Origin of the sequence: Martinezella paranaensis, from assembly GCF_014200235.1 — a bacterium.
Taxonomy (GTDB): domain Bacteria; phylum Pseudomonadota; class Alphaproteobacteria; order Rhizobiales; family Rhizobiaceae; genus Rhizobium; species Rhizobium paranaense.
Genome location: NZ_JACHBI010000006.1, coordinates 33,863 through 58,879, shown reverse-complemented (window position 1 = coordinate 58,879; position 25,017 = coordinate 33,863). Strand labels below are relative to the sequence as shown.

Annotated in this window: 27 protein-coding genes and 2 pseudogenes; 23 read left to right on the top strand and 6 right to left on the bottom strand. The window is 59.5% G+C overall.

Translation table 11 applies throughout. The annotated features are described in order from the left end of the window. Window positions 1–6 precede the first annotated feature (6 nt). From GGD50_RS16140 to GGD50_RS16130, 3 genes and pseudogenes are all read right to left on the bottom strand, one after another. Entirely contained in the window at window positions 7–819 is an 813-nt protein-coding gene (locus GGD50_RS16140) for a TniQ family protein (RefSeq protein WP_246451229.1), read from the bottom strand. Further along, a pseudogene (locus GGD50_RS16135) lies at window positions 819–1,699 on the bottom strand (TniB family NTP-binding protein). The gene GGD50_RS16140 and the pseudogene GGD50_RS16135 overlap by 1 nt, the downstream one beginning before the upstream one ends. A 6-nt stretch (window positions 1,700–1,705) precedes the next feature. Continuing rightward, a pseudogene (locus GGD50_RS16130) lies at window positions 1,706–3,284 on the bottom strand (transposase). A 112-nt stretch (window positions 3,285–3,396) separates the two neighbouring features. Here GGD50_RS16130 and GGD50_RS16125 point away from each other — a divergent pair. From GGD50_RS16125 to GGD50_RS16115, 3 genes are all read left to right on the top strand, one after another. Further along, window positions 3,397–3,747, top strand: coding sequence for a response regulator (locus GGD50_RS16125; protein WP_183938369.1), 351 nt, complete (start codon window positions 3,397–3,399; stop codon window positions 3,745–3,747). A gap of 536 nt (window positions 3,748–4,283) precedes the next feature. Beyond that, window positions 4,284–4,499, top strand: coding sequence for a ribbon-helix-helix domain-containing protein (locus tag GGD50_RS16120; protein WP_183938368.1), 216 nt, complete (start codon window positions 4,284–4,286; stop codon window positions 4,497–4,499). After that, complete coding sequence (locus tag GGD50_RS16115; RefSeq protein ID WP_040112719.1) at window positions 4,493–4,858, top strand: type II toxin-antitoxin system VapC family toxin; 366 nt, start codon at window positions 4,493–4,495, stop codon at window positions 4,856–4,858. The genes GGD50_RS16120 and GGD50_RS16115 overlap by 7 nt, the downstream gene beginning before the upstream one ends. Window positions 4,859–5,327: 469 nt before the next feature. On the opposite strand, the gene GGD50_RS16110 is transcribed toward GGD50_RS16115, so the two are convergent. Next, the gene (locus GGD50_RS16110; RefSeq protein ID WP_183938367.1) at window positions 5,328–6,386 is read right to left on the bottom strand and encodes a GlxA family transcriptional regulator; all 1,059 of its coding nucleotides are present in this window, start codon (window positions 6,384–6,386) and stop codon (window positions 5,328–5,330) included. A gap of 167 nt (window positions 6,387–6,553) precedes the next feature. Between GGD50_RS16110 and GGD50_RS16105 the strand changes: the two genes are divergently transcribed. The 18 genes from GGD50_RS16105 (at window position 6,554) to GGD50_RS16025 (ending at window position 22,161) form a co-directional block, all read left to right on the top strand. Next, a complete protein-coding gene (locus GGD50_RS16105; RefSeq protein WP_183938366.1) occupies window positions 6,554–7,435 on the top strand; it encodes an ABC transporter substrate-binding protein in 882 nt (293 codons plus the stop codon). A 65-nt stretch (window positions 7,436–7,500) separates the two neighbouring features. Then, window positions 7,501–8,253 carry an amino acid ABC transporter ATP-binding protein gene (locus tag GGD50_RS16100; protein WP_331371143.1) on the top strand — a complete coding sequence of 251 codons (753 nt, stop codon included), beginning with the start codon at window positions 7,501–7,503 and terminating at the stop codon, window positions 8,251–8,253. 10 nt (window positions 8,254–8,263) lie between these two features. Further along, the gene (locus GGD50_RS16095; RefSeq protein ID WP_183938364.1) at window positions 8,264–8,923 is read left to right on the top strand and encodes an amino acid ABC transporter permease; all 660 of its coding nucleotides are present in this window, start codon (window positions 8,264–8,266) and stop codon (window positions 8,921–8,923) included. Further along, window positions 8,920–9,582, top strand: a complete 663-nt coding sequence (locus GGD50_RS16090; protein ID WP_183938363.1) for an amino acid ABC transporter permease — start codon at window positions 8,920–8,922, stop codon at window positions 9,580–9,582. The genes GGD50_RS16095 and GGD50_RS16090 overlap by 4 nt, the downstream gene beginning before the upstream one ends. Before the next feature lie 25 nt (window positions 9,583–9,607). Next, a complete protein-coding gene (locus GGD50_RS16085; protein ID WP_183938362.1) occupies window positions 9,608–10,321 on the top strand; it encodes a gamma-glutamyl-gamma-aminobutyrate hydrolase family protein in 714 nt (237 codons plus the stop codon). A 3-nt stretch (window positions 10,322–10,324) separates the two neighbouring features. After that, window positions 10,325–11,533 (top strand): FAD-dependent oxidoreductase, encoded by a 1,209-nt coding sequence (locus tag GGD50_RS16080; RefSeq protein ID WP_183938361.1) that lies wholly within the window; start codon window positions 10,325–10,327, stop codon window positions 11,531–11,533. An 830-nt stretch (window positions 11,534–12,363) separates the two neighbouring features. After that, a complete protein-coding gene (locus tag GGD50_RS16075) occupies window positions 12,364–13,080 on the top strand; it encodes a toxic anion resistance protein (protein WP_246451288.1) in 717 nt (238 codons plus the stop codon). A 44-nt stretch (window positions 13,081–13,124) separates the two neighbouring features. Further along, window positions 13,125–13,514: a hypothetical protein gene (locus GGD50_RS16070; protein ID WP_183938359.1), complete on the top strand. Its 390-nt coding sequence runs from the start codon at window positions 13,125–13,127 to the stop codon at window positions 13,512–13,514. Further along, window positions 13,511–13,897, top strand: coding sequence for a hypothetical protein (locus GGD50_RS16065; RefSeq protein ID WP_183938358.1), 387 nt, complete (start codon window positions 13,511–13,513; stop codon window positions 13,895–13,897). The genes GGD50_RS16070 and GGD50_RS16065 overlap by 4 nt, the downstream gene beginning before the upstream one ends. A 9-nt stretch (window positions 13,898–13,906) precedes the next feature. After that, a complete protein-coding gene (locus GGD50_RS16060) occupies window positions 13,907–14,845 on the top strand; it encodes a heavy metal-binding domain-containing protein (RefSeq protein WP_183938357.1) in 939 nt (312 codons plus the stop codon). 2 nt (window positions 14,846–14,847) lie between these two features. Further along, window positions 14,848–15,663 carry a heavy metal-binding domain-containing protein gene (locus GGD50_RS16055; RefSeq protein ID WP_183938356.1) on the top strand — a complete coding sequence of 272 codons (816 nt, stop codon included), beginning with the start codon at window positions 14,848–14,850 and terminating at the stop codon, window positions 15,661–15,663. A 159-nt stretch (window positions 15,664–15,822) separates the two neighbouring features. Further along, window positions 15,823–17,274: a Qat anti-phage system ATPase QatA gene (gene qatA / locus GGD50_RS16050; RefSeq protein ID WP_183938355.1), complete on the top strand. Its 1,452-nt coding sequence runs from the start codon at window positions 15,823–15,825 to the stop codon at window positions 17,272–17,274. Beyond that, window positions 17,274–17,441: a hypothetical protein gene (locus tag GGD50_RS32570; protein WP_210318874.1), complete on the top strand. Its 168-nt coding sequence runs from the start codon at window positions 17,274–17,276 to the stop codon at window positions 17,439–17,441. Before qatA ends, GGD50_RS32570 begins: the two co-directional genes overlap by 1 nt. A gap of 27 nt (window positions 17,442–17,468) precedes the next feature. Then, window positions 17,469–18,170, top strand: a complete 702-nt coding sequence (qatB, locus tag GGD50_RS32565) for a Qat anti-phage system associated protein QatB (RefSeq protein WP_331371149.1) — start codon at window positions 17,469–17,471, stop codon at window positions 18,168–18,170. Then, a complete protein-coding gene (qatC, locus tag GGD50_RS16040) occupies window positions 18,167–19,537 on the top strand; it encodes a Qat anti-phage system QueC-like protein QatC (RefSeq protein ID WP_183938354.1) in 1,371 nt (456 codons plus the stop codon). Before qatB ends, qatC begins: the two co-directional genes overlap by 4 nt. Further along, window positions 19,534–20,289, top strand: coding sequence for a Qat anti-phage system TatD family nuclease QatD (gene qatD / locus GGD50_RS16035; protein ID WP_183938353.1), 756 nt, complete (start codon window positions 19,534–19,536; stop codon window positions 20,287–20,289). Before qatC ends, qatD begins: the two co-directional genes overlap by 4 nt. A 190-nt stretch (window positions 20,290–20,479) precedes the next feature. After that, window positions 20,480–21,298: a type IV toxin-antitoxin system AbiEi family antitoxin domain-containing protein gene (locus GGD50_RS16030; RefSeq protein WP_183938352.1), complete on the top strand. Its 819-nt coding sequence runs from the start codon at window positions 20,480–20,482 to the stop codon at window positions 21,296–21,298. After that, entirely contained in the window at window positions 21,295–22,161 is an 867-nt protein-coding gene (locus tag GGD50_RS16025) for a nucleotidyl transferase AbiEii/AbiGii toxin family protein (protein ID WP_183938351.1), read from the top strand. The genes GGD50_RS16030 and GGD50_RS16025 overlap by 4 nt, the downstream gene beginning before the upstream one ends. 260 nt (window positions 22,162–22,421) lie before the next feature. On the opposite strand, the gene GGD50_RS16020 is transcribed toward GGD50_RS16025, so the two are convergent. Next, window positions 22,422–22,835, bottom strand: coding sequence for a type II toxin-antitoxin system VapC family toxin (locus GGD50_RS16020; RefSeq protein ID WP_246451228.1), 414 nt, complete (start codon window positions 22,833–22,835; stop codon window positions 22,422–22,424). After that, the gene (locus GGD50_RS16015) at window positions 22,835–23,077 is read right to left on the bottom strand and encodes a type II toxin-antitoxin system VapB family antitoxin (protein WP_183938349.1); all 243 of its coding nucleotides are present in this window, start codon (window positions 23,075–23,077) and stop codon (window positions 22,835–22,837) included. Before GGD50_RS16015 ends, GGD50_RS16020 begins: the two co-directional genes overlap by 1 nt. A gap of 461 nt (window positions 23,078–23,538) precedes the next feature. Between GGD50_RS16015 and GGD50_RS16010 the strand changes: the two genes are divergently transcribed. Beyond that, window positions 23,539–23,916 carry a DUF2255 family protein gene (locus GGD50_RS16010; protein WP_183938348.1) on the top strand — a complete coding sequence of 126 codons (378 nt, stop codon included), beginning with the start codon at window positions 23,539–23,541 and terminating at the stop codon, window positions 23,914–23,916. Between the two features lie 115 nt (window positions 23,917–24,031). Continuing rightward, window positions 24,032–25,015: an aldo/keto reductase gene (locus GGD50_RS16005; RefSeq protein WP_183938347.1), complete on the top strand. Its 984-nt coding sequence runs from the start codon at window positions 24,032–24,034 to the stop codon at window positions 25,013–25,015. Window positions 25,016–25,017: the final 2 nt, after the last annotated feature.

The window sequence follows — 25,017 nt, the reverse complement described above, 5'->3', positions numbered from 1 at the left end:
CATCCATCATCCATCATCCATCAGCCAGTCACTCAGTTGACATGTCAGTTTTTCGACACAGCGCGTGCGCGCGGCAGTGGACAGGCTGGTCAGAACCTTTGCAGAATAAATGCCCACGAGGGTCGGCATGCTCAAGAGCCGCCGAATGAGCGCACGTCCTGACGGTGAACGGGTCAGTGCTTCCGGTCGACAGATATCGTCGATGCAGCGGTCGAACCATTTTGCTCCCGGGCTGAGGGCAATGATCGATGCGCGACGTAGGTCGTAGCCGCAGCGGGCACAAAAATGTTGCGGCACGAGGCGGTTGCCGTTGAAGACCGCAATGCGGCTGCGGCAGCAAGGACATCGGTCGCGTAATCTGCAGCCATGCTTTGTGCACGAAACTCTGGTCGCCAGTCGCCACCTCCTCCGAAAATAGGGTTGTGAATCCTCGGCAAGGCATTGCGAGCAGAATTGTAGCCAGGTCGAGCGATCGCGCCGTCGGCTGTTGCGAAGCGGCAGCAGGAGTTGCTTCGGAAGTGCATGTGACAATGTCATCGCCGAAAGCTGATCGGACGAAACGCCGGTATTCGCACAGAGCTGTCTTGCGATATCGCCTGGAAGCTTGAGATCAAGGGATGCGGACCACATTCCCGGTGTCAGCCCGAGTACGCGGGCAAACGCACGAGGCGCAACACCATTCGCGTAAGCTAGCCGGTGCAGCCAGCTTGACAGCATCTCTTCGTGCAGCGGTTCGACAATCACCGGCCATCGCTCGGAAACGATGTCACCATATCGTTCGCGAATGCTGATTGCCGGCGCGAGGGGTGCAATCGCCATCACAAAAGGCTCTCGCGCAGAGCCGAGTTGCGCCGTTGCGAGATCGGCACGTGCCGCAGTTCGTCGAGAGTAGCCTTAGTAATGCGCTCGCTTCCCGATCTGGTCGCTGCTACCGCCGCCTTAGTGACGATGGCGACGATCTCGCCGATCAAGCCTTCCGAGAGGCTGTAGATTAGGCGCGCCAAGGGCTGGTTCGACAAGTCCGAGCTTCGGGCAAGCGGCAAAGCTGCCTCAAGGCTGTCGAGCAGCATCAGATAGGTCTCGTCATATTGCCATCGAGGGACCGCTATCAGGTCAAAGCGGCTCGCCATCTCACTGGTGGCGTTTATAAAATCGTAGATCGCGACTTCGCCGATCAGCACTGGCGAAATGTCGTACTGCCGGCCGATCCGCCGCAGAAAGGCAAAGACAGCTTAATATCGCGTCGTGCGCGGCCGCGCAGCGCATTGTGGAATTCGTCGAAAATCAGCACCCTCGGTTTGAGGGTTGCCAGCAGGTGATCTAGCTGCTCGGCCTTGCGGCCCACATCCCATAGATCGCCTCCCGGCGCCCGGAGCGCCTGGAGAATGCTGGCGTAGAAGTGGCCGAGCCCGGCGCCCTCTCGGGTCTGGACGATCCATACGTTTTGCTCAGGCGAGTTTCTCAGGTGTTCGACGGCCAACCGCTCGGCAATCATCGTCTTGCCGTTGGCGTAGGGGCCGAGCAGCATCACGCCCTGGGTTCGCAATGACGCAGGCCGTGTCAGCAGCTCGGCCAGGCGGCGATGGCTGTCCTTCGCAACGTCGTGACCGATCCATCGCGGTGCACGAATATAGGCAATCCGTTCCTCGCGGTCCCGATCGAGATACGGGCGGACATGGTCAAGCAGATGATCCGACATGCCCGGTTACCAATCCTCGACCGGCAGCCGTTTCTTTTGACGCACCGGATGCTCGGCGAGAGCCGTCGGCTGCGCCTCCGTCGCTGCGTGAGGTTTTGCTGCAGCAGCATGGGCGCTGCGTACGGCGTCGCGCAGCCGTCGCTTAATCGGCTTGACGGCTTCGACAATGGCGGTAATCTCCCGGCGAAATGCCACCTTTTCGACGCTTGAGCGCTGATTTACTGCACGACGACAGACCCGCTCGGCCTGGTGTTCCCACAGTGTTACTGGCGCGAATTGACCGTCGCGTCGCTCGACTGGTCGAAAGAGCAGGGTTTCCGGGTCGCGAACGTAGATATGGCTGATGTCGCGAGGATCATACCGCACTTCGAGTTTTCCAAGCCGGTCACGATCGGGAACGAATATGCCGAGCCATGGCGAATAATAATGTAGGGCGAACATGCTGATTCCCTGCTGGGACAATTGGCGTTCGGCCCCGGACAGAAACACCAAAAGCACGCGTTCCGGATCGTCGCGGAAGTCGAGTAAATTCGAACTTTGGCGTTGCCACTCCGCGAGCGGCACCTTCAATGTCTTTTGATTTTCCTGGAGGTTATGGTCGATGACCGCCAGCGCAACGCAACGTTCCAAGTCGGCGAAGCTCAGGCAGGCGCGTTGCTCGGAGGGATATTCGTCACGATCGGCCACCGAGCGCCCTGAGCCGCTCCACGACGCCGCCATGATGGACCCGACCGCGATCGCGGTATCGGATCCGAATGCCATAATCATCGCAGCCGCGTTGGAAGGCATGTCCCTTGAACTCTTTCGCCGAGTCCGTGACAAGCAGACGCGGTCGGCCGAACATTGGCCAGGTGTGACCAATATTGCGGGATGCAAGCCAAAGATTTTTCGCGCAAATCGTCTGGGCAAGGCAAAGTGCCACGGACAGGGCCGACGGCTTTTCCAAGGTGAGGCAGAACCCGAGAATGGCCCGTGTCGCGACATCGGTGACGATCGTCAGGTACGGACGGCCGACGAATACACCAGCCCCGTCGACAACTTCCACGAAGTTGATGTCGGCTGGGGTATGGTCGATCTGACAGACATCGAGCGGGTGCAGTGCATGGATGTAACCCGGTCGCGGCTTGAGCCGTAGCAGATGTTTCGGATTGGCAGAACGCTTCTTTGCAATCTCCTCAGCCGTGAACAATGCCGGTATGCGCCTTGCAACTGTGACGTAGGATGGCAGAGCAAGACCAGTTTCCTCACAGCGCGCGCGGATCTCAGCGACAGCGGGAGCGAGGGGCGGCGCCTCTAGCGTCAGCCATTGCTCGCGCAATGTCGTTTTGATGATTTCCTCGACCTGTTCCGGCAGCCGTTTCTGCCGGTTGACGGTGGTGCGAGGCAATAGGGCAGTCACCGTTCGGTCTGTCCGATAACGGGCAAGGAGGTTGTAGACTTGCCGCGTCGTTAGCTGCAATTCGGCTGCAGCACGCATGATAGCCGCTTGCCGCCTACCGTCACCATCGAGAATTTTGTCCAACTCCCGGGCCGTGCGGCGCGCGGCCGACCATTGCTCGTCCGCAATCGGTCGACTTACGGCCATTCGATCGTGCGATTGCTTGGTCAAAAGAGAACTTCATTGAAATCGTTAGCGGAAAATCGGCTCGAATCTATCGACTAAGCCTAACTGGCGTACGACATTTTGCGATTTGAAATTGGGAGGTAAAAGCCACACCGGTATCGCGCTTACGCGTTTGGACGAGCGCATCGCCCGCTCCCCGGTCGGCGATCAGCGGCTTGGCGCAAACGTTGATATCGCCCTTATCGATGTTAATCTCAGCGATGGACCTACCGGCCCCGCATCGGCTGCCTATTTGAACCAAATGCACGGTGTCACCGTCATATTCACGACTGCCAATCCGGAGATGGTCGTCGCGCATCCGCATGCAATCGGTGTGCTTCCCAAGCCCATCTATGGCCCTGATCTACTCAGCGCGATCGAGTATGCCATCGCCTGCCGCAAGGGTGAAGCCGTCGTGCCACCCACCTGTCTCAAACACGCTTAAACATCAATCTCGGCGCTCTGATGCGGGATGACCTGCATCAGGCTGCGATTGGACCATATTCACGAGGAGCAATCATGGCAAAGTCGGCCCCCAATCATTTTCTATGTGGCGAAATCTGTACGCCGGCTCCTTGGCAAAAGACCTGTTCACTTCACCCCATTGATGTTGAAGCTACTCCGTCGATTTACGAGATGCCTTGACGCGGCCATTAGAGCTTGCGCAGGTTATCGATGTCGACTTCTCCGTGGCGAGACATCCTGATGATATAGGCGGCAAATTGCTCTTTCATTTCCCAGATCGCCGCGCAAGTTCCTCCCAGATCGCCGCGCTATACCCGATAGCCCTTCGTTGTGATGGGTTCATCCACCCAGCCACCCTTGGCGCAGGAGCCAAACAGATCTTCAGGATCCAGCCACTTCCAACACCGCGCCTGTTGGCGAATGATGCAGGGTTCCGTCGCTGACGGCTGGTGAATCATTGAAGATTCCGAACAGCGATGATATATACTGCCGATATCATATATCGGAGCTTATCTCATGAGAACGTTGGTAGATATCGGCGACCCAGAAGTCAAAGCGCTGGACCGGCTGGCACAGCGGGAAAAAATGTCGAGAGCAGCGCTGATCCGAAAGGCGATCAATGACTTTCTGGCAAGGAACAATGCCGATATCGAAGCAGAAGCGTTCGGGCTCTGGGGCGATCGAAAGATCGATGGTTTGGCCTATCAGGAAAACATGCGCAGCGAATGGTAAAGTCTCTGTTCGACACTAATGTCTTGATCGATTATCTCAACGCAGTTCCACAAGCGCGAGACGAACTGAGGAGATATCGCGAAAAGGCGATTAGCATTATCACCTGGATGGAGGTTCTCGTCGGTGCCAAGCCTGAGGTGGCAATCGGAACGCGCGCTTTCCTGGCCGGCTTTGCAGTCATCGCTGTCGATAACGCCATAGCCGAACGAGCAGTTTCTCTGCGACAACTTCATCGTATCAAGCTTCCAGATGCCATCATCTGGGCAACGGCCAATGTTCACTCGATGTTGCTGATTACCCGAAACACGAAGGATTTCCCTCGTGAAATGCCGGACATTCGAGTGCCATACGAAATTTGACGCAATGTCTGGGGCCAACGCGTGAGTAGGAGAGCCCCTCACGTAACGGCGGTTCGATTCCGTTCAAGGCGACAGGCGTGTGTTCGTCGGTCGTTCCATGATACTGAGGTCTTAGAACGCTATTTTATTGCGAGCATGGCGTAGTTCATTGCGATGGCGATGAGCGACAAGACGATCCGGAGCGTGCCTTGTCTGCCAGCCGACGGCATCGCTAGGCCAGCGCGCTGCTGTATAGCTGACACAGCTGGATTTGGTACGTGGGAGGAAACATCGGGGGGATCAGCACGAAAACGTCAAGCCGCAGATTGCCGTCTATGGGAGCACCTTCTGTATACGCGAGTAGGTCACGACCGAAGACTATGATCGTCGCGATCGACAATGCCAAGAGAAGAGCGGCGACCGGTTGGATATGCTGACCGACGCGATCGCACCAGTTGCGGCAGCCAGCAGCAGGACGAGGGGATGTTAATCACGTCTTTCTCAAGCTCCGCGGGCTGCAACCGTATTTGCTTTTGAAAGCCGTTGCCAGATGCGCGGAGTCCGAAAACCCTGTCTCGAAGGCGATCTCGGTGATCGGCATCAGGCTGCTTTCAAGGAGGAAGCGGGCATATCTCAGCCGGGTCTCCAGGATGAAGCGTTTGGGCGTCATGCCGATATGCTCCTGGAAAAGCCGCGCGAACTGCCGCGGCGAAAGCCCAGCCGTTTCCGCCGCCAGTTCCGGCGAGACATCTCGTCCCTTGCGGCTTTCGATCAGCACGATTGCCCGCTGGATCCTGATGTCGCCGGCATCGCGGAAGGAGGAGGCACGCTCGTGGTCGAAGGCGCTCATGCTGCGCTGCTCGGTCAGGGAGAGCTGGTGGACGGCCTTGGCCGCGCGGTCGGGGCCGCAATGGCCGCGGATCAGCTCGGTCATCAGCGACAGGATCGATATGCCGCCGGGCACGGTGATGCGCCCGTTGTCGATCAGGAAATCATCACGGATGGAGAGCGGCTGGTTCGGAAAGGCGATCCGGAAATCCTCGGCGTGGAAGGGGTGGATCGCAGCCTTGCGGCTGGTCAGCAGCCCTTCCTGCGCCAGCACGAAGGCGCCGGTGCAGACCCCGATGATCGTCACGCCGGCGGCGGCGGCCACGCGGATATAATCCCTGTGTGAGGTCGGCGCGGTGCGAAGGTGCGGCAGCAGGCCGCCGATGACGACGATGTAGTCGAAGTCGGTCGGGTTGATATAGGCGCCGTCGGATTGCACCCGGATACCGCAGCTCGCCACCGCGGCATGGCCCGGCTTTCCCATGATCGACCACCGGCAGTGCAACGGCCGGGAGTTGTCGCCGAAATCGGCGGCGTGCCGCAGAGGCTCGATGACCCCCGTGAGCGACATCATCGGAAAGGTCGGCCACGGCAGGATGCCCACTGAAATATCCGGCTTTCGGTCGCGCGCGGACAGGAGCCGTTGTGCCCAGAGCCCATCGAGCCAGCTGACATAGTCGGTCTCCGGCTGGGCTATGGTATCCTGCGTGTTCGACGTCATGGTGCCTCCCTGGACCTTGCCACTGTACGTGTCGAATTTTCAAAGAAAAAGTCCGTTTTTTAAAATTCTATCGGCGACGGCGGTGGCAAGCTTGTCCTCGTTGAAGCAAGTATCCGGGGCGGACACCGCAACCGGATCGGGGAACTCAGACATCAAGGATCAGACAGATGGCACTTTCTCTTTCGAGAAGGCTGGTGGTGTGCGCGCTGCTGGCAGGCGGAAGCCTTTCCGCATTTTCCTCCATGGTACGGGCTGAAGAGCTGGCGGAAGCCGGCAAGCTCACGGTCGCCTTCACCGGCGACATGCCCGGCTCGGGCTGGCAGGACGGCAAGTTGATCGGTTACGACGGCGAGATCATGCAGCGGATCGCCGACAAGCTCGGGCTGAAAGTCCAGCCGGCATTGATGGAATGGTCCGGCACCATCGCCTCGGTGCAGTCCGGCCGGGTGGATGTCATGCTTGGCACCATGGGATGGACGCAGAAGCGTACCGAGATCATGTCGCTTTCGCAGCCGATCCATTATTTCAAGAACGGCATCATGCAGTCGACGAAGACCAGCTGGGACAAGCTGTCAGATCTGGAGGGCAGGAAGGTCGGCACGATCACCGGCTTCTCCTTCGTGCCGGAGCTGAAGAAAATCAACGGCCTGCAGCTATCGCTCTACGATACGGCGGATGCCGCCGTGCGTGACCTGATTGCCGGCCGCATTGACGCCGTCATCGGCGATCCGCCGGTCGTTTCCTATGCCATCAAGCAGAACCCGCAATGGAACATGCACTTCCTGGCCTTCACCGACAGCAATCCGAACTATCCGCTGCTGACGGGGCTCGGGCAGGTTGTCTACGGCTTCAACAAGAAGAATGACGATCTGCGCAAGCAGGTGGACGCCATCATCAATGACATGTGGAAGACCTGCGAGATGAAGTCCATTGGCGAGCGCTACGGTCTCTCGGACGACGTCTGGTACACGCCTGCAGGCGAGAATTTCCGCGCCGGCGTCGATCGCCCGGCCGACTACAAGCTGCCCTCCTGCAAGACCTCGGGCTGAGAGTCGGTTCGATGGGAGCCCGAGACGGGCTCCCATCTGCTTCATCATCGCGGAAAGGAAGAACCGTGGCACCGCTCCTGAGCGTAACGGGCCTGCGCAAGAATTTCGGACCTGTCGAGGTCCTCAAAGGCATCGATTTCGACGTGAGGGCAGGGGAGAAGATCGCATTGATCGGCCCTTCGGGCTCCCGCAAGTCCACCTGCCTGCGCTGTCTCAATTTCCTGGAGAAGCCATCGGACGGCGAGATCCGCCTGGATGGCGAGCGGATCGGTGTACACAACGGCCGGATCATGGGGGATCGCCATCTCGCGCCGCAGCGCGCCGAGATGGGCATGGTCTTCCAGCTATTCAATCTCTGGCCTCACCTGTCGGTCACCGAGAATGTGGCCATTGCCGCCCGCAAGGTCCGCAAGCTCTCCGCCAAGGCCGCGCGCGAACTGGCGCTGGAGATGTTGGCGAAGGTACACATGACGCACCGCGCCGATGCCTCCCCTTTGGAGCTTTCCGGCGGCCAGCAGCAGCGCGTGGCAATCGCCCGGGCGCTCGCCCAGAAGCCGAAGCTCATGCTTTTCGACGAGCCGACATCCGCGCTCGACCCCGAGCTGGTGAACGAGGTGCTGAAGGTGATGGAAGAGCTGGCGGCCGAAGGACGCACCATGATCATCGTCACCCATGAGATCGCCTTTGCCCGCGATATCGCCGACCGTGTGCTTTTCCTGGATGGAGGGGCGATCGTCGAGCAAGGGCCGGCGCGAGATCTGATCCTTTCCCCAAGGGAGGCCAGAACCCAGGCTTTCCTGCGCAAGATCAGGCACTGAGGACCGCGTCATGACGGCAATCGCGACATTCCTCATGGTGCTAGAGGGTCTCCTGCTCGGCGTCGGCGTGACGATCACCGTGACTCTGGGATCATTGGTGTTGGGCGTGACGCTGGGCTTCGCGCTCGCGCTGATCCGCCAGTTCTCGAACATCCGCGCCGCCAATGCCGCCATCGATACCTATTGCGAGATCATGCGCAACGTGCCTGCGCTGACGCATCTCTTCATTCTCTATTTCGGCCTTGCCAGCATCGGCATCCGCCTGTCTCCCATGACGGCGGCGATCGCGGGGCTCGGCCTGATCGGCGGGGCGGTGACCTGTGACCTCTTCCGATCCGGCTTTGCAGCCCTGCCCAAGGGACAGCGCGAGGCGGCCCTTGCCGTCGGCTTAAGCCCCTACCAGACGATCTTTTCCATCCTCACGCCACAGGCGCTGCGCATCGCGCTGCCTTCCCTTGGAAACTATGCCGTGCAGCTCCTGAAGGACACGTCGATCGTGTCTGCCATCGCCGCACCCGAAGTCATGTTCTATGCGCGCTCCATGGTGACCTCGTCATTTCAGACCACGCTGATCTACGTGACGGCGGCCGGACTTTACCTACTTCTTGGTCTGCCCCTGATGCAGGCTATCCGCCTGCTCGAGCGTCGCGTCGGGAGATTGAGCGCATGACCAGTTTCTTCCAGCCCTTCGATGAATATGGTGCCGAGTGGCTTCCGCTGCTGCTGGATGCCATGCGCATTACCACGCTTCTGTCCATCGGTGCATTTGTCCTTTCGTTGGTACTCGGCCTCATCCTCGCCATGTGCCGCAATGCCCGGTCGCCACTGCTGCGCCAGTTCGCGGCGCTCTATGTTACGGTCGTGCGCGGCGTCCCGCTGCTGGCGTTGCTGTTCCTGCTCTATTTCGGCCTGCCGGGGATCGGCATCACCTTCGACGCATTCACCGCCGGCGTCATCGGCCTGGCCCTGGCCTTCGCGGCCCAGGTGGCCGAGCTTTTCCGCGCCGGTCTGGCAGCGATCCCGAAAGGCCAGCGGGAGGCGGCCCTTGCCGTCGGCATGACACCGGCGCAAAGCTTTGTCTTCATCATCCTGCCGCAAGTCGTGCGGGTCATCCTCTCGCCGCTGGTCGTCACCTTCGTTTCGCTACTCAAGGACTCGTCCCTGACATCGCTGATTACGGTCAACGAGCTGATGCTGACGGGAAGGGCTATGTCGACCGAGTATTTCCTGCCGCTGCAGATCTTCCTGATGGTCGGCCTCTGCTATTTCGTCATCGCCTGGCCTTTTTCGCTGCTCTCCCGGCGCCTGGCCGTTGCGAGCGCCCGCTGAATTCATCCTTGCAAGAGACAAGACAATGACGGTTTCGACCCAAGATACCGGCGTACCGCGCCTGCCCGTGATCCTGATGACGCCGGATCTGACAATCCAGCCAGGTCCGTGGAGCGAGCGCCAATATGTCGTCCGCGCCAATTACATGGAAGCGATCCGCAAGGCTGGCGGGGTGCCGCTAATCCTACCCTACGAGGAGGAGACCATCGACGCCGCGCTCGCCCTTGCCGATGGCGTAGTGATCACGGGCACGACGCCGGGCGTGGAAGTCGAGCCCCAGAGGCGGGACTTCGAGAGGACGCTGGTCGGCCGGGTTCTTGACGCGGGCAAGCCGCTGCTCGGCATCTGCCACGGCATGCAGCTGATCGGGGAACTCTTGGGGGGCACCTTCGTCGCCGCTCTGCCGAAGACGGATGCCGAGGTCATTTCACACAAGCCGAGTGAAATCCCCGATCATCTTGCGCATGCGGTGCTGCTCGATCCAAAGAGCGAACTCGCCTTGTTACTCGGAGAGACCAAGACATCGGTCAACAGCCTGCATCTGCACCGACTGAGCGGAGAGGGGCGCTTTCGCGTTGTTGCACGCGCGCCGGATGGGGTTATCGAGGCATTCGAGGGGCTGACACCGACATTCTGCCTCGGGGTGCAATGGCATCCGGAATACGGGCTGACGCGCTTCGACCAGGCAATCCTGCAGGATTTCGTCGCGCGCTCCACGGCCCGGCATGAGAGGCTCTGACCCGTGCGGATCGCAGTCATCGGGGCGGGTGTCGTGGGTGTCGCAACGGCTTATCTTCTGGCCCGTGAGGGCCATGAGGTAACGTTGATCGATGGCGCTTGCGAGCCGGGCAGGGGAGCAAGCGCCGGCAATGCGGCGCAGCTGTCCTGGGCCTATGCCGATGCCATGGCGTCCCCCGCCCTGCTTCGCCATCTGCCGACGATCATAGGCGGTCGGGACCCGGCCTTTCGTGTCCGGTGGCGGCTAGATCCCGATTTTCTTCTCTGGGGTTTGCGGTTCCTGGCCAACACGCCTGGGTGGCGCTGGCGCGGAAATACGGATGCGATCCTCCGGCTTGCCGGGGAGTCCCGGGAGGAAATGACAAAACTGTTGGCCGAAGTCGATATCGATTTCGACTATAGGGTGGCGGGCAAGCTGCATCTTTATCCCGATGAAGCCAGCCTTGTCGCGGCGAGACCGGGTGTGGAACGCAAACGGCAGCTCGGCTTCGAACAATCGGTCCTCTCGATGCCGGAGACCCTGGCGGTTGAGCCTGCATTGAGGAACTATCAAGGTGAAATCGCCGGTGCGGTCTACACGCCCGGCGATGCCATGGGCGATGCCGCGGCCTTTTGCCGGCAGCTGACGCGTCATATGGTCGATCATCTCGGTGTCGTCACCTGCTTTAACCGACTGGTCACAGGTTTCGAACAGAGGCAAGGAAAGCTTAGGGCTCTGCGCTTTGCAGACCGCGAACCTCTCGGGATTGAGCGCGCCGTCGTCACCGCCGGCCCTTTGATCCATGGCCTCATGGCCGATCTGCCTGAGGCAGCCGGCATCCAGCCGGTACGTGGCTATTCGCTCACCGTGGCCAGATGTGCCGATACACCGCTCGTCAGCCTCACGGACGTGAAGCGCAAGCTTGCCTTCGTGGCGATCGGCGACCGCTTTCGTGTCGCCGGACTGGCCGATATCGAGCGTCGGGGTGCGGGTTTCGATGCCGGGCGCTTCGATGTGCTCCATGCCGCCGCCCGATCGGTGCTACCGGGATGTTTCGATGACAGACGGGAATTCATGCGTTGGTCCGGCGAGCGGCCGATGACGCCCTCATCGAGGCCTATGATAGGTCCGTCGCGCAACTTGGCCGGGCTCTACATTAACGTTGGTCACGGCATGCTTGGTTGGACTTTGGCGCTTGGCTCCGCTCGCAGGATTGCTGGCTTCCTAGACTGATGTCGTTTGGCATTTAATTGTAAGAATGCGCCCCTTCAGCCAAGTCTCAAACGACATTTGGAAACATCAGGATCCTTCATGAGATTCTGGAATATTTCGTCCTTAGAGAGGTCGTAGGAAATATCGCTCTTTGGAAGAGGACCGGTAGGAGGTTGCGCTGTTTGCAGTGCTAATCTGCATGGTTCTCGCCTTTACGAAGGTAACGATTTACGCAACTATCGGGCGAATAAACTCGCATGTAGCTGGAGCTAGCTCATAGATTACGGACAAGAGAGGGTTTCTGTTTGGCGATTGTGCCCAGGCGGTTTTGAGTCCGCCAATTGACCCGGTGTGAGCAACCGGCCGAAACGCGACCGCTTTGATCTTGCGCAGCGTTGGAGCCGGTGGCGGCAATGCTTCCGGCATAGTCTGCTGGGGTCTGATATCCGGGCGGTGAGTGAATCACGCGTATCTCACACCACATTCTTCCGAGTTGCCGGTAGTGGTCAGCGCCATCACGCTCAGCTTCCACTCCACTAGACCACCGGGCAGACAATTTGTTGTGTCGCCAACCAGCGCACCGTGGACCGCAGCAAAATTCTGCTTCAAGATTCAAAATGGCGCCGATGTTTGCTCTGTTGTTTCTATAACTTTCGGTCTAAGAATTGGCACTCGGAAGTTGTCGGCGTTCGGGATAAGACACACGTCTACGGATTTGAAATCTCGCGAGGAGCACGGCGATGACTGAAGAAAAAGCGACGGAACCGCTCGATCTTTCCGCCTTCGATGATTTGAAGGTGAATTCTGGTTCGCCGCAAACGTCGCCGTCTCTGCCTTCCGACAATGCGTTGATGCCGGTGACGGACGCACGGCTGCTGGCGGAAGCGCCGCCGGCTCGCCTCGTGGATGTTTCCACCCTTTCGCCTGAGGATCTCGCCGCAGCCAATCGCTCGGCGGCAAACCTGGATTTCAGGAAAACCAACACACTTCTGGCACATGGCGAAGGCACGCTCGCCGAGATCGCGCAAGCCTCGCGCCAACTGCTCACTGGAGTGAGTCTCGGCGATACCGGCGAAGTAGGGCGTATAGCTGCGAGTGTCATTGACGGTGTGAAAATTCTAAGGATTGAGGAACTGCAGGCGGAATCGTCCGGCCCGAAATCGGCCGCCCCTCGCTTCGGCCTGATCGGCAAACTACTGGGGGCGGCCGCCAACGCCCATACGGCATTCAGGAGCTTTCAGGAAAATCGCAAGAAGTTTCTGGATCTTATGGACGCCGAACAGGCCAAGGCGCGGAAGACGAAATCTGACCTTGCCGTATCGATAGATCTGCTCGATCAGCAGGCCTCAGCTATACGCAGGAGCCTCTATGGTCTGAAAATCGAGATTGCCGGCGGACAAATCGCCTTAGATCGCGGTCACGAAGAATTGGAACTGCTGCGCCAGAATGCGTTAAAGTCCGGGGACCGGCCGATGCAGCCGATGTCATGGAATATCGCAGCGCATTGGCCAATTTCCGCGGCAAGATCGCGGAAATGCGCGAAAACCTGGTTGGCTCGGCGTTACTGATACCGATCATAGGACAGAACAAGAAAGCCGCAGAAACGCGTTTGATGAAAATATCGAACGGGATGCTGGTCGTCATCCCGCGCTTGATGGCGGTCGCTTCGCAGGCGGTGGTGCAGGTCGATCTCCAACGCGCCGCCGACGAGGCGGAACGGCTGGACGAGGCGTCGCGCCAAATTACGCTGCTTGCCTCCAAGGGCGCCCATGACGCCGCTACGAGTGCAGCGCGTAGCCTTGGCGGAGATCAGCGCAACCTTGATGTGCTGTCGCAGGTTGCCGACGAAGCTATTCGCACGATGAATGAAGTCATCGATATCGAGCGCGAGGTTGCGGAAGGGGATCGCGAACGTGAAGCCAAGCTCGCAGCCATTCGCGACCGGCTATCGCTCGGTATGCGTGGCGTCAATCAGCACGCCCTGGAGAATCCTGCTGGATGAGCGAGGAACGCAACATCGATTTTGATATGCAGGCGGCATGGCTGCGACGGTTCAATTCCGACGCCGAAAGCAATCTGAAGGCCCTCGCCTTGAGGCTGAAGGAAGCTCTGCCGCAGCAAGTATCGATCCACGAAAGCAAGTCTTTTTTTAGCAAGCCGAGGCTGACCGGCGTCAGCGTCGACATTGGCGAACACAGATACACGCTTGAAATCGCGCGGGGCGAGTTGAAGGCGTGCATAGCGATGGTGGTGCGGGGCATCACGCTCAACACCAAGAGTGTCGCGCCGGCAGATTGGTTCACGCGATTGACAGCGGAAACGAGGACCGCCAGTGCGCAGGCGCAGAGCCTTAGCCAATCCCTCTCCGCTTTCATGGCGTCCTAGGAGGTTCCCTTGGGCCTGTTCGATTTTTTCAAGAAGCCGGATCCGGAAGTGGTCGCTCGCCACCAGGCAGCCGCCGAACGACAAGCAGATATCAGACGGGCAATAGGGCACAATAGCGTTCCGGAGATGACGCGCAAAAGGCTCGATGGCATTCAGGCAAGAACGCTACCCTGGCTAGCAACGCTCACACCTGCGGAATTGCTTGTGATGCGCTCGCACGGCATCCGACCCATCTCGTCCGTTTCGGCGACATGCTGGCTCCACTATGGATTTTCTTGGACCACAGGTCATATGCAGGGCTGGAACAGTGCCCTGCGACGATTGAGCGAAGAGGCAAAGGCAGCGGGCGCCAACGCTGTTATTGATGTCAAGATGCGTACCGTGCCGCTCCGTATCGAACAGAGTATGGACTTCACGCTCGTTGGTACTGCCGTCAAGGTGGATGGCCTGCCGCCCAGTGGCGCGCCCATCATCTCTACTGTTTCGGCGCTGGAGTTCGCCAAGCTGTTGGACGCTGATATCATTCCGGTTGGCATCGCCGTCGGCGCCGCCTACGAAAGGCGAACTGACTGGTCTGGCAGAACCCGGCTAACGTTCATGGGCAACATCGAATGTCTCGATTTGTCTCGCCTCTGGGGAGAGGTCAGAACGCGGGCGATGAGCGAACTTCGCAATAGCGCTCAACGTCAGCATGGCAGCGTGCTCGCCCATGTGAATTTCAGTCAGTCGTTCAAAATCGAACGCGACAAGCAACCACCCGATTTTCTGTTTCGCCATATTATAATAGGCACCGTGGTAGACATCGCCGCCGAGGTTGCCACGAAGGCAATGAAAGATCGTGGCCTCGATACGGGGATAGTCGTGGACATGCACGCCGGGAGAACCCCTTTAAACGGGCGCGTTCTTCATCACCAATCTTATGGGTCTCATGAAAAAGGGGAAATTTGAGAATGACGAACCCGATGCCCGCACGCGTCCTCGAACGGCTCAAGGGCCTGCGCAGTTCAATGCACCCGTCGGGCGTGTTCACCTCGGATTTCAGTGTCAACGAATTTCTGTTGGTGCGTAAAGCCGGGTTCGAGCCTGTTGGTCTCTGTGTCGGCAGTTGCGTCTATCATGTAGGCATCCAATATCGTTCGTGGAGCAAAAACCAGGAACTTGAGGTCCTTTCAAAGGCGATGTATCACGCCCGCGAATTAGCCATGTCGCGAATGCGTGCCGAGGCGACGGCGATGGGTGCCGACGGTATCGTCGGCGTCAAGCTGACGATAAAGAGAATGGCATGGGATGATCACATGCTGGAGTTCATTGCACTGGGTACCGGCGTGGTGCATGCCGAAGGCCATCCGGGATTTCGAGCCCATGACGGCGGCCCCTTTACATCCGATTTGTCCGGGCAGGATTTCTGGTCACTTCTTCACGCCGGCTATCGCCCCGTCGAGATGGTGATGGGGTCCTGCGTCTATCATGTGGCGCATCGAGGCATGTTTGCGACGGTGGCCTCCGCAGGGAGCAACGTCGAGCTGGAGAACTACACTGCCGCCATGTATGAGGCGCGAGAAATCGCCATTGACAGAATGCAGGCCGAGGCTTCAGCCGCGAAAGCCGAAGGTGTTGTCGGCCTTGATATTCATGAAGGCAGCCACGGGTGGGAGACGCATGTGATCGAGTTTTTCGCGATCGGCACAGCCGTCCTGCCCCTTGCGCAAGAATTGGCACCTGAGAAAATCGCAGACCCGATCATGGTGCTTTCTGTCAACGACTAGATTTTCCCATTCGCCAATTGTGCTCGGTGAACTCCGGAATCGAATTGAATGCTGCGATGGCAGCGGGCCCATCTAACTGTGAATAGGCGCAGCCCGTTCCTCGCCGCATGATCGTAATATTTGATACTTATCGGAAGTTAATGCCAACAACCTACTGTCATGCCAAGTAGCGCAAACGTCCCAGAAGAAATCAATGCCTTCCGAAAGGCTTTCGACGACCTCCTCGAAAAAGCTGGTGTCGAACAGCTCGTGGTCCTGATCGACGACCTTGACCGCTGCCTTCCGGACACCGCGATCGAAACCCTGGAAGCAGTTCGGCTATTCGTGTTCACATCGCGGACCGCGTTCGTCGTCGCAGCGGATGAGGCGATGATCGAATACGCCGTGCGCAAACATTTCCCGGACCTGCCGGATACGACAGGCCCGCAGACCTATGCGCGGAACTACCTCGAGAAACTAATCCAGGTGCCGTTTCGGATTCCCGCTTTGGGCGATACAGAAACCCGCATCTACGTGACCCTATTGCTCGTGGGCGCCGAACTCGGTGACAGCGATCCCGCGTTCAACGCCTTAATCGGTGTCGCACGCGAGCGCTTGAAGCGCCCTTGGACATCGGGCGCACTAGACTCGGCTTCAGTGCGAGCCGCCCTCGGCGCCAAAGCTTCCCGTGCGAACAACGCGCTCGCCCTAAGTGATCAGATAGGGCCGATCCTGGCGAGTGGTACCAAAGGCAACCCGCGCCAGATCAAGCGCTTTCTCAACACCCTTGTCCTGCGCCAACGCACGGCCGAAGCACGCGGGTTCGGCGATGACGTAAAGCTCCCGGTCCTGGCAAAGCTCATGCTTGCAGAACGTTTCATCCCTCGGCTGTTTGATCAGATCGCCGCGGCCGCGGCCGCCGCGCCCGACGGCAAATGTCCTGACCTGGCAGCCCTTGAAGCAGCCGCAACGGCGACAGAAGATGACAAGCCAAAGGCGAAAGCCTCGAAGCCTGGCGGCAAGGACGGCGAAGCGGCGAAGGCCGCGCCCAAGCTTGAAGCCGTGAAGACGACCGAAAGTGCGCTGCTCGGCGAATGGCTCTCCTCTCCGGTGATCAAGGCGTGGGCAACGGTTCCCACCATAATCGGCGAGGAAGATCTTCGCCCCTACCTGTTCGTCGCCAAGGACCGGAAGGATTATTTTGGTGCAGCCTCAGTGCTCGGGCACTTGGCCGCCGTGGTCGAACAGCTCTTTGGCGGTAAGCTCGCTGTCCAAGGGCTCGAGGCCGATCTCAAGCGGCTCGCCCCGCCGGAAGCGGCTCAGGTATTCGAGGCTGTGCGCGGCCGCATCGTCGGCGCGGATGCTATCGAGACCGAGCCACCGGGTACGGCTGGACTCGCTGTCCTCGTCAAAGCGCATCCCACGCTCCAAGGTGAACTGGTCGACTTCCTGGAACCGCTGCCACGAGACCGGCTGGGCCCGTGGGTGTGCGTTGGCTGGGAAGGGGTCCTCAAGGAGGGCGAAGCGGTGCAGCGATTCGATCGCCTACTCCAGACCTGGGGTAAGGAAGGTGGCGCCATGCTGAGGGCCGCCGCCAACGGTGTGTTGCGCACCCGCCTGGGAGGACGCTGATGGGCACATCCAGCGCGGTTGGTGGCCAAGGTGGTGGCACCCCGCTCATTCCAAGCTGGCTCGGCGACGAGAGCGCGCCAGCGGCGGCGCCCAATGGCGCTCCACCGGATCCCGGCCAGCCGCCAGATGGCGCTCCCGCCGATGGAGCTCCACACGAGACTCCATAGCCTCCAGTCAGACCTCCAGTTCCGCCGATTGCCGATCCGACTCGCTTCTCGGCCGCGCGCAACAACTTCTCGCGTTTCGCAGGGTCAGGAGGCGACGACCGCCGCAGTCTCGGCCGAGCTGTCTCACATTATGTCGGTTCATCTTCCGGAGGCGCGCGCTCGGCGGCGGCCAGGATGGGATCGGCGCGGGGCGCGGGAAGCCGTCTTCTCGGCTTCCTTTCCGACGCCGTGGCCCGCGGCGCCACCGAAGCGCTGCGCGCGCTGAACCTAGACGGTCTCGCCGGTCGGCCGATTGAGGAGATCTTTCTCGGCCTCGCAGATTATGTCTGCCCCGACGGGGGCTCGATCGATGAAGGCATCGCCCGCGAAGCTTTCATCGAAACTATCGCCGCCCTCGCCGGCGCCGGCATCACCGATCTCGACGGCCTCACCGCCGAGCAGATGCAAACGGTATTCGAACTCTACGCGACGAATGCCATCGAAGCCCGGCTGTGTAATGACATCGGGGCCAGAACCGTAACACAGCCAAGCGATGCCCGGGAAGCGACGCGGGTCCAGGCGCAGCTCAACGATTTCATCAGGCGCGGCGTTGCCGATGCACTCACTACAGCCAGAGCGGCGGCTGCCGCGCTGACACCCGATCGCGTGCTCGCCTTCGTGGGACGCGTCTACGAGCAGGCGTTCGGTATCTTGCAGATCACGGGTGATGCGGAGGCGGAAGGCGCATGAGACGACACGTCATCACTGGCCGTTACGGCCCTAGCGATCGCAGCAGAATGCCACTCGGTGACGGCGAAGAGGAAACCCGCCTCGATCTCGTGGTCGGCGAGCGGTCACTTGGCCATGGCATTGGGCGAGCGCTCACGGATCTGTCGCGGCTCGGTGTCTTCCCCTCGGAGATGGGCGTCAATGTGCTCGTGCTGGCGGCGCATGTTCACGCAGCGGACACCCGCGTCTCGCGCGACAGCGAGTCTCAAGATGGCTGGACGCGCGAGTTGCGCCTCGTTGTCCCCGTCGCGGATCCGGATCGCTGGCAGGCGGCCGCTCCCATCTTTGTCAGGTTGCTGAATTTCCTGACCGGCGACCATTGGTCGTTAGGCTTTCGCGCTCGACCGCGGGGCTTCGCGCGGGTCGCTCCAACGCCCCCGGCACGGCTCCTTGGCCCAGCCTTTGACGATTTGGCTCTCTTCTCGGGCGGCCTCGACAGCCTAATCGGCGCAATCGACGCACTCGAGGCGGGCCGCACGCCGCTCCTCATCAGCCATGCCGGCGAAGGCGCCACCAGCGACGCGCAGTCTACGATCTTTGAGGCGCTCAAAGCGAACTACCGTGGCAGAGCCTTTGATAGGCTCCGCCTCTGGATGGCCTTTCCCGACGGATTCGTCCGAGGTTCAGCCGGTGAGAACACCACCAGGGGGAGGTCCTTCCTCTTCTTCGCACTTGGCGTCTTCGCCGGAACCGGGCTCGATCAGTCCTTCACCCTCAAGATGCCGGAGAACGGGCTGATCGCCGTCAACGTGCCCCTCGACCCGCTGCGCCTCGGCGCCTTGAGCACCCGGACCACGCACCCGTTCTATATCGCCCGTTGGAACGATGCGTTGCATACGCTCGGCATGTCGGGCCGGATCGAGAATCCCTGTTGGGATCGGACGAAAGGCGAGATGGCCGAGGATTGCGCCAATCCCGCGCTCCTTCGGCGGCTCTCTCCGTCGTCGCTCTCCTGCGCCTCGCCGACGAAGGGCAGATGGCGGGGCCACGGTACCCAGCACTGCGGTTACTGCCTGCCACGCCTGATCCGACGTGCCGCGCTCCTAAGGGGCCTGCGCCCCGATATCGACCCTACGGTTTACACCGTACCCAATCTCACAGCCTACGCGCTCGACACTCGCCAATCGGAAGGCGTGCAGGTTCGCTCTTTCCAGCTCGCGATCGAGCGCCTTCGGGCTCGCCCGGCATTGGCACCGATACTGATCCATAAACCGGGCCCTCTGTTCGACGAGTCCCCCCAGCGCCAAGCAGCCCTCGCTGACGTCTACCGTCGCGGGCTTGAGGAAGTGGGTGCGCTTCTGACGGGCGTGAGGACGCGGCCCGGATGAGTGACATATCGTCGATTGGGGGAGTGGACTTTCATTGCCATCTCGATCTCTATCCCGACCATCAGGCGGCGATTGCAAAAGCCGAAGCCGGACGGATCTATACGCTGACGGTAACGACGACGCCGAAAGCCTGGCCGCGCAACTATGAACTGACGCAACACACCCGTTATGTCCGCGCAGCGCTGGGGCTGCATCCGCAACTCGTCGCAGACCGATCCTCCGAGCTGTGCTTGTGGGACCGTCACCTACCCGAGACACGATATGTCGGCGAGGTCGGTCTCGACGCGGGCCCTCGTTTCTACAAGTCGCTCGAGGCTCAGAAGAAAGTGTTCCGGCACATCCTCGAACGATGCGCTGAAGCGGGCGGCAAGATCCTTACGGTCCACAGCGTTAGGAGCGTTCCAGCTGTCCTGGATATGATCGAAGCGCATCTTCCGCGAGAACGCGGCAGCGTCGTGCTTCATTGGTTCACCGGCAGCAGGAGCGACGCCCGCCGAGCGGCCGCTCTCGGATGCTATTTCTCGGTCAACGCCGAAATGACCCGGACCGACCGTGGCAGGGAACTGATCGGAAGCCTACCGCGGGACCGGATCCTCACCGAAACCGATGGCCCGTTCACAAAACAGCAAGGCCGTGCCGCTGAACCCAGCGACGCGCCGTTTGCCGCAAGTGCACTGGGTGGCGTTCTCGGGCTATCACCAGACGCAATGACGAAAGTCATCGTGTCGAATCTCCGTGCCTTACTCGGCTGAGGTGTTTACCCAGTTTCGCACCGCCGTTGACGAAGTTTCTTCTGTTGATGCCGTCATCCGAAGATAGCTACGTTGAACGAGGGACGAGGCGTAATTCGGGCGGGTTGTTTCTCTCATTTCTACCGGTGCTTTTCCGTCAATCATATGCAAAAACCCTATTAATTTGTTTGTTTTTGCGTATGATCAGCGCATGTCATTACTGGACGATTACATCGAAAGAAAGCTCATCAACGGGTTCTCAACGTTCACCCGCGAAGAGGTTTTGGCTGAGCTGCCGCTTAAACCTGACGCCCTCACTGCAGCTTTGACGCGGCAAATCTCCAGGAAAAGATTAGCCAACCCGAAACATGGATTTTACGTCATCCTGCGGCCCGAGGACAAGATTACCGGTGCTCCGGATCCTGCCCGCTGGATTGACCCGTTGATGAGATACCTCGGCCTCGACTACCGGATATCCCTTTTACGCGCGGCCGCGATGCATGGTTCGTCGCACCAGGCTGCCATGGTGTTTCAAGTTGTTGTTCCGCAGCAGTTTCGCTCAATCGTGATCGGGCGCCACCGTGTCCAGTTCATCTATTTGGCGCCTGCCATATTCAGTGCAACCAACCAAAAGGAATGGCTGGCGTCCCTGAAAACCGATACCGGCTACGCCCAAGCAGCAGGCGTCGAGCTCACCCTCTTGGACTGCATCCGTTATTTCAAGCGGGCCACCGGAATTAACGGCGTTGCGCAAATTGCGAAGGATATTGGCGACAGAGCGAATCCCAAGAAGTTGGCATCCATTGCGCAGCACTTCGAGAATACGTCCATCCGACGTCTCGGCTACTTGCTCGATATGTCGGATCACAGGAGGCAGGCTAATGCATTGCAGCCATTCGCCCGGCAAACCGACAAATATACACCCCTCGATCCATCGGTGAGGCCCCTGATCGAGGGTCTTTCAATTTCCGGAACGAGGGATGACCGTTGGCGTCTCGACATTAATGAAACTGTGGAGATCGACTTTTGATCCCGAACTCGCATCTTACCTCCTGGGCTTCTCAGGCGCCTTGGCCTGACTCTCGTCAGATCGAACAAGATCTTATTATTTCGCGCGCCCTCTGTGATCTCTTTTCGGCGCCGAAGCTTCGGGGCAAGATCGCCTTCCGGGGTGGCACGGCAATCAACAAACTGCTTTTCAAAAGGCCTTTGCGCTATTCGGAAGATATCGATTTGGTTCAGACCACTGCCGAGCCTATTGGACCGACGATCGACGCAATCCGCGACGCACTGTCATGGCTGGGGAAGTTCAAAAGAGAGCAGGCTGGTCATTCTACGCACTTGGTTTTCCGTTTCGCACCAGAGGCGGAGCCCGATTCCTGGCTTAAGCTGAAGGTGGAGATCAATACACGCGAGCACAAATCATTGTTTGGGACTCAGGCGTACCCCTTCAAGGTCGAGAATGGGTGGTTCGCCGGTGCTGCCGACGTCGTATCCTACGACAAGGAAGAGTTGTTTGGCACAAAACTCAGGGCTCTCCTGCAGCGGCGAAAGAACCGCGATCTCTTTGACCTACATGAAGGTTGGCGCGAGCTTTCCCTCGACGCTGGGCGACTCGTCGCAGCTTTCGAGCACTACCTTGCGCTCGAAGAAAATGTAATCACCAGGGCGAACGCGGAGCAACGAATGCTCGAAAAGCTGACGAAGAGTCTGACCGAGGACATTGCGCCGTTGCTTCCCCCAGGCGTCGAGTTCACCGACGACGATGCTATTCATGCGTTCGGTGTGATCTGGAATCATGTTTTACCGCTTCTCAAAGGCGAGGCATGGAAGTCGTCGGAGAGGGCGATAGAGCAACTTCGGGAGAAGAAATTCCCTACGCTTCTGCTGTAGTCGGCAGGCCGGCTATAACACTGAAACAACTACGTTGGGTGCCCTGATCGGGCGGCTTAGCAACCGAGTCAGTCGTTCGATTCCCTTCAAGGCGACATGTATTCTGGCGCTTCCTAAAGCCGATTGATTCGACATCCATGAGGGACACCTCGATGTGAAAGATTTCCGCCCCTCAACTGAAAGTGTAGGGACGTATATTAGTCGCTCTGCGGCTCCTCGAGATCTCGGTCCTGGTCCACCTATCGAGAGATCGCCGCGGCTCAGCTCTCGCTGGATAGTGCGCTCTTAAGATCTGTTTCTATAAAGTCACGCCCTTTGAACAGGATCGGCATCTTGAGAGTGTCCGCGCAAGCATAGGACAGGCAGTCGGCGAAGTTGAGTTGGGCGGGATGGCCCTTTCCCTTGCCGTATATGGCGAAGGCTTCCACCGCGCGCCGGGCGATGGCATCGGTGAGCGGAACCACGGTGATTTTGGCCGCTTGAAGAAAAGCGTCGAACATCTCTTGGGCATCAAGGACCTCTAGCCCAAGAATACGCGCCAGATTGATGGGCGCCTCAAGCCGGACATGCGCACCAGTTTGCCGCCGTGCGGCGCCATCGAGCGCGTCCAAGTAGATATCGGCTTCCGGCTCTCCGGCAAGGATGGCGACGAAGGCTGAGGTCTCGATGAACATCATTGACCCCAGAGTGCGTCACGTTCCTCTTTCGTTAAGGGTGGGGCAGGTGGGAGCTTTGCCTTGGCAAGTGCTCGCGCACGGATCTCTGCGACGTGCTGTTTCAAGGGCACAGCTTCGTCAGCCCGCTCAATCTCGTGCTGCAACGCAAGCTTGATAGCCGCGGTCAGGTTGGAGGCGCCACGTTTGCGCATAACGGTTTCCGCTAGGGTACGAACTTCCTGATCTCGGATACTGAGCATGTGGCGTCCTTGTTGTCATGACAATGAGCGTATATACGCATGGACGCCATTTGTCCATACGCGTGCGCGTTCGAGATTATATTGCTCGCCACGCATCGGGAGAAAATCGTCGCCGCAGCATTACTGCACGGCAGGCATCGGGTAGTTCGAGTGGCCTTCCGCCTCGTCTCATTTGGTTAATAAAGCGTGGGGCAATTGGGGCCGTCCCGTATGAAAAGTCTCCATTGATTAGGCACGCTCATAAGCCTATGCGAATTGCTGCGCCTAATCGAACGATGGCAACCACGCTATATTCAACTGGGCTCGTGACTACGAAAGTGGAACGCTGAGATCATTGGGCGGTTTGAGGCTCCGACGAAAACAAGTCCGCCTCGGCCATCTGCAGGAGTATCGACGGCTCCCATGGGCTTCTGTCCCGCGAATGCGGTTGTTGACTGCCGAATAATTAATGAGGGATGGCCATGAACTGGTCACAGGATGAGCTTGCGAAAATTGATCAGGCGGACGATCTGAAGATTGCACCATTTCGCGAGGATGGCGCGACCTACGGCACCCCGACATGGATCTGGGAAGTCGTGGTTGATGGCAGTCTCTATGTGCGTGGCTACCATGGCCAGAAGTCGCGCTGGTACCAGGCCGCGCATCATCAGAAAGCCGGCCGGATTATTGCCGCCGGCATGACGCGGGAAGTCGCCTTCGAGCCGATCGACGGGCCGATCAACGACCGCATCGACGACGCCTATCGCGCAAAATACGGCAAGAGCCCGTATCTGGCGCCTATGATTAGCGCTCGGGCACGCTCGGCGACCATGAGGATCGACCTCCGCGAGAAACGCTGAGGGTGAGGTCGGATCGCATGAAGTTCGGGGCGCGCAATCCTGAGAAGCACGGCGTCTCATCCGCATCTTGATGATGCCGGCCGTCGAACACCAACTCCAAGGAAGGAACTGCAACATGAAAAAGCGCAAACTGGGCCAAGGCCTTGAGGTTTCTGCCCTGTCGCTCGGCGCCATGGGTTATGGCAAGGCGCGCGCGCTTCCCGACCGGGCGGAAATGATTACCCTTCTTCGCACCGCGGTCGAACGCGGCATGGATTTTTTCGACACCGCCGAGGTCTATGGCCCGTGGACCAACGAGGAGATGGTGGGCGAGGCGCTCGCCCCCGTCCGCGATAAGGTCAAGATCGCCACGAAATTCGGCTGGGATATCGACCAGGAAACCGGCCGGCATCGTGGCGGCGTCAACAGCAGGCCGACGCAGATCCGCCGCTCCATCGAAGGAAGCCTGAAACGTCTGCGCACCGACCACATCGATCTCTATTACCAGCATCGGGTCGACCCCGACGTGCCGATGGAAGATGTCGCGGGAACGGTGAAGGAACTGATTGCCGAGGGCAAGGTGCTGTGGTTCGGCCTGTCGGAAGCTGGCGCACAGTCCATTCGCCGGGCGCATGCGGTGCAGCCGGTTGCCGCACTGCAGAGCGAATATTCACTCTGGACCCGCGAACCGGAGACCGAAATCATCCCGACCATCGAGGAACTCGGTATCGGGCTCGTTCCCTTCAGCCCGCTGGGCAAGGGGTTCTTGACCGGCAAGATCGACGTCAGCACCACATTCGATAGCTCCGATATCCGGGCCGACATCCCGCGTTTCTCCGAGGAGGCTCGTGTCGCCAACCAGAAGCTGATCGATCTGATCCGCAAGATTGGCGAGAAGCATGATGCGACACCGGCGCAGGTCGCGCTTGCCTGGCTGCTGGCGCAAAAGCCCTGGATTGTTCCTCTGTTCGGCACACGCAGGCTGGAGCGGTTCGAGGAGAATATCGGCGCGTTGAATGTCGCTCTGGATAAGGCCGATCTCGACGAGATCGAACAGGCTGATATCGCCATAAAGGGCGCCCGCTACCCCGAAGCGATGCTGCGCCGTTCGGGGCTTTAGGT

Bases quoted from the DNA above. Each gene is read 5' to 3' on its own strand.
- GGD50_RS16090 (WP_183938363.1), top strand. From the start codon at position 8,920: ATGACCAGTTTCTTCCAGCCCTTCGATGAATATGGTGCCGAGTGGCTT.
- GGD50_RS16010 (WP_183938348.1), top strand. From the start codon at position 23,539: ATGAACTGGTCACAGGATGAGCTTGCGAAAATTGATCAGGCGGACGAT.
- qatC (WP_183938354.1), top strand. From the start codon at position 18,167: ATGAGACGACACGTCATCACTGGCCGTTACGGCCCTAGCGATCGCAGC.
- GGD50_RS16020 (WP_246451228.1), bottom strand. From the start codon at position 22,835: ATGTTCATCGAGACCTCAGCCTTCGTCGCCATCCTTGCCGGAGAGCCG.
- GGD50_RS32570 (WP_210318874.1), top strand. From the start codon at position 17,274: ATGGGCACATCCAGCGCGGTTGGTGGCCAAGGTGGTGGCACCCCGCTC.
- qatD (WP_183938353.1), top strand. From the start codon at position 19,534: ATGAGTGACATATCGTCGATTGGGGGAGTGGACTTTCATTGCCATCTC.
- GGD50_RS16120 (WP_183938368.1), top strand. From the start codon at position 4,284: ATGAGAACGTTGGTAGATATCGGCGACCCAGAAGTCAAAGCGCTGGAC.
- GGD50_RS16085 (WP_183938362.1), top strand. From the start codon at position 9,608: ATGACGGTTTCGACCCAAGATACCGGCGTACCGCGCCTGCCCGTGATC.
- GGD50_RS16095 (WP_183938364.1), top strand. From the start codon at position 8,264: ATGACGGCAATCGCGACATTCCTCATGGTGCTAGAGGGTCTCCTGCTC.
- GGD50_RS16015 (WP_183938349.1), bottom strand. From the start codon at position 23,077: ATGCTCAGTATCCGAGATCAGGAAGTTCGTACCCTAGCGGAAACCGTT.
- GGD50_RS16055 (WP_183938356.1), top strand. From the start codon at position 14,848: ATGACGAACCCGATGCCCGCACGCGTCCTCGAACGGCTCAAGGGCCTG.
- GGD50_RS16115 (WP_040112719.1), top strand. From the start codon at position 4,493: ATGGTAAAGTCTCTGTTCGACACTAATGTCTTGATCGATTATCTCAAC.
- qatA (WP_183938355.1), top strand. From the start codon at position 15,823: ATGCCAAGTAGCGCAAACGTCCCAGAAGAAATCAATGCCTTCCGAAAG.
- GGD50_RS16140 (WP_246451229.1), bottom strand. From the start codon at position 819: ATGGCGATTGCACCCCTCGCGCCGGCAATCAGCATTCGCGAACGATAT.
- GGD50_RS16065 (WP_183938358.1), top strand. From the start codon at position 13,511: ATGAGCGAGGAACGCAACATCGATTTTGATATGCAGGCGGCATGGCTG.
- GGD50_RS16075 (WP_246451288.1), top strand. From the start codon at position 12,364: ATGCCGGTGACGGACGCACGGCTGCTGGCGGAAGCGCCGCCGGCTCGC.
- GGD50_RS16110 (WP_183938367.1), bottom strand. From the start codon at position 6,386: ATGACGTCGAACACGCAGGATACCATAGCCCAGCCGGAGACCGACTAT.
- GGD50_RS16005 (WP_183938347.1), top strand. From the start codon at position 24,032: ATGAAAAAGCGCAAACTGGGCCAAGGCCTTGAGGTTTCTGCCCTGTCG.
- GGD50_RS16030 (WP_183938352.1), top strand. From the start codon at position 20,480: ATGTCATTACTGGACGATTACATCGAAAGAAAGCTCATCAACGGGTTC.
- GGD50_RS16105 (WP_183938366.1), top strand. From the start codon at position 6,554: ATGGCACTTTCTCTTTCGAGAAGGCTGGTGGTGTGCGCGCTGCTGGCA.
- GGD50_RS16070 (WP_183938359.1), top strand. From the start codon at position 13,125: ATGAAAATATCGAACGGGATGCTGGTCGTCATCCCGCGCTTGATGGCG.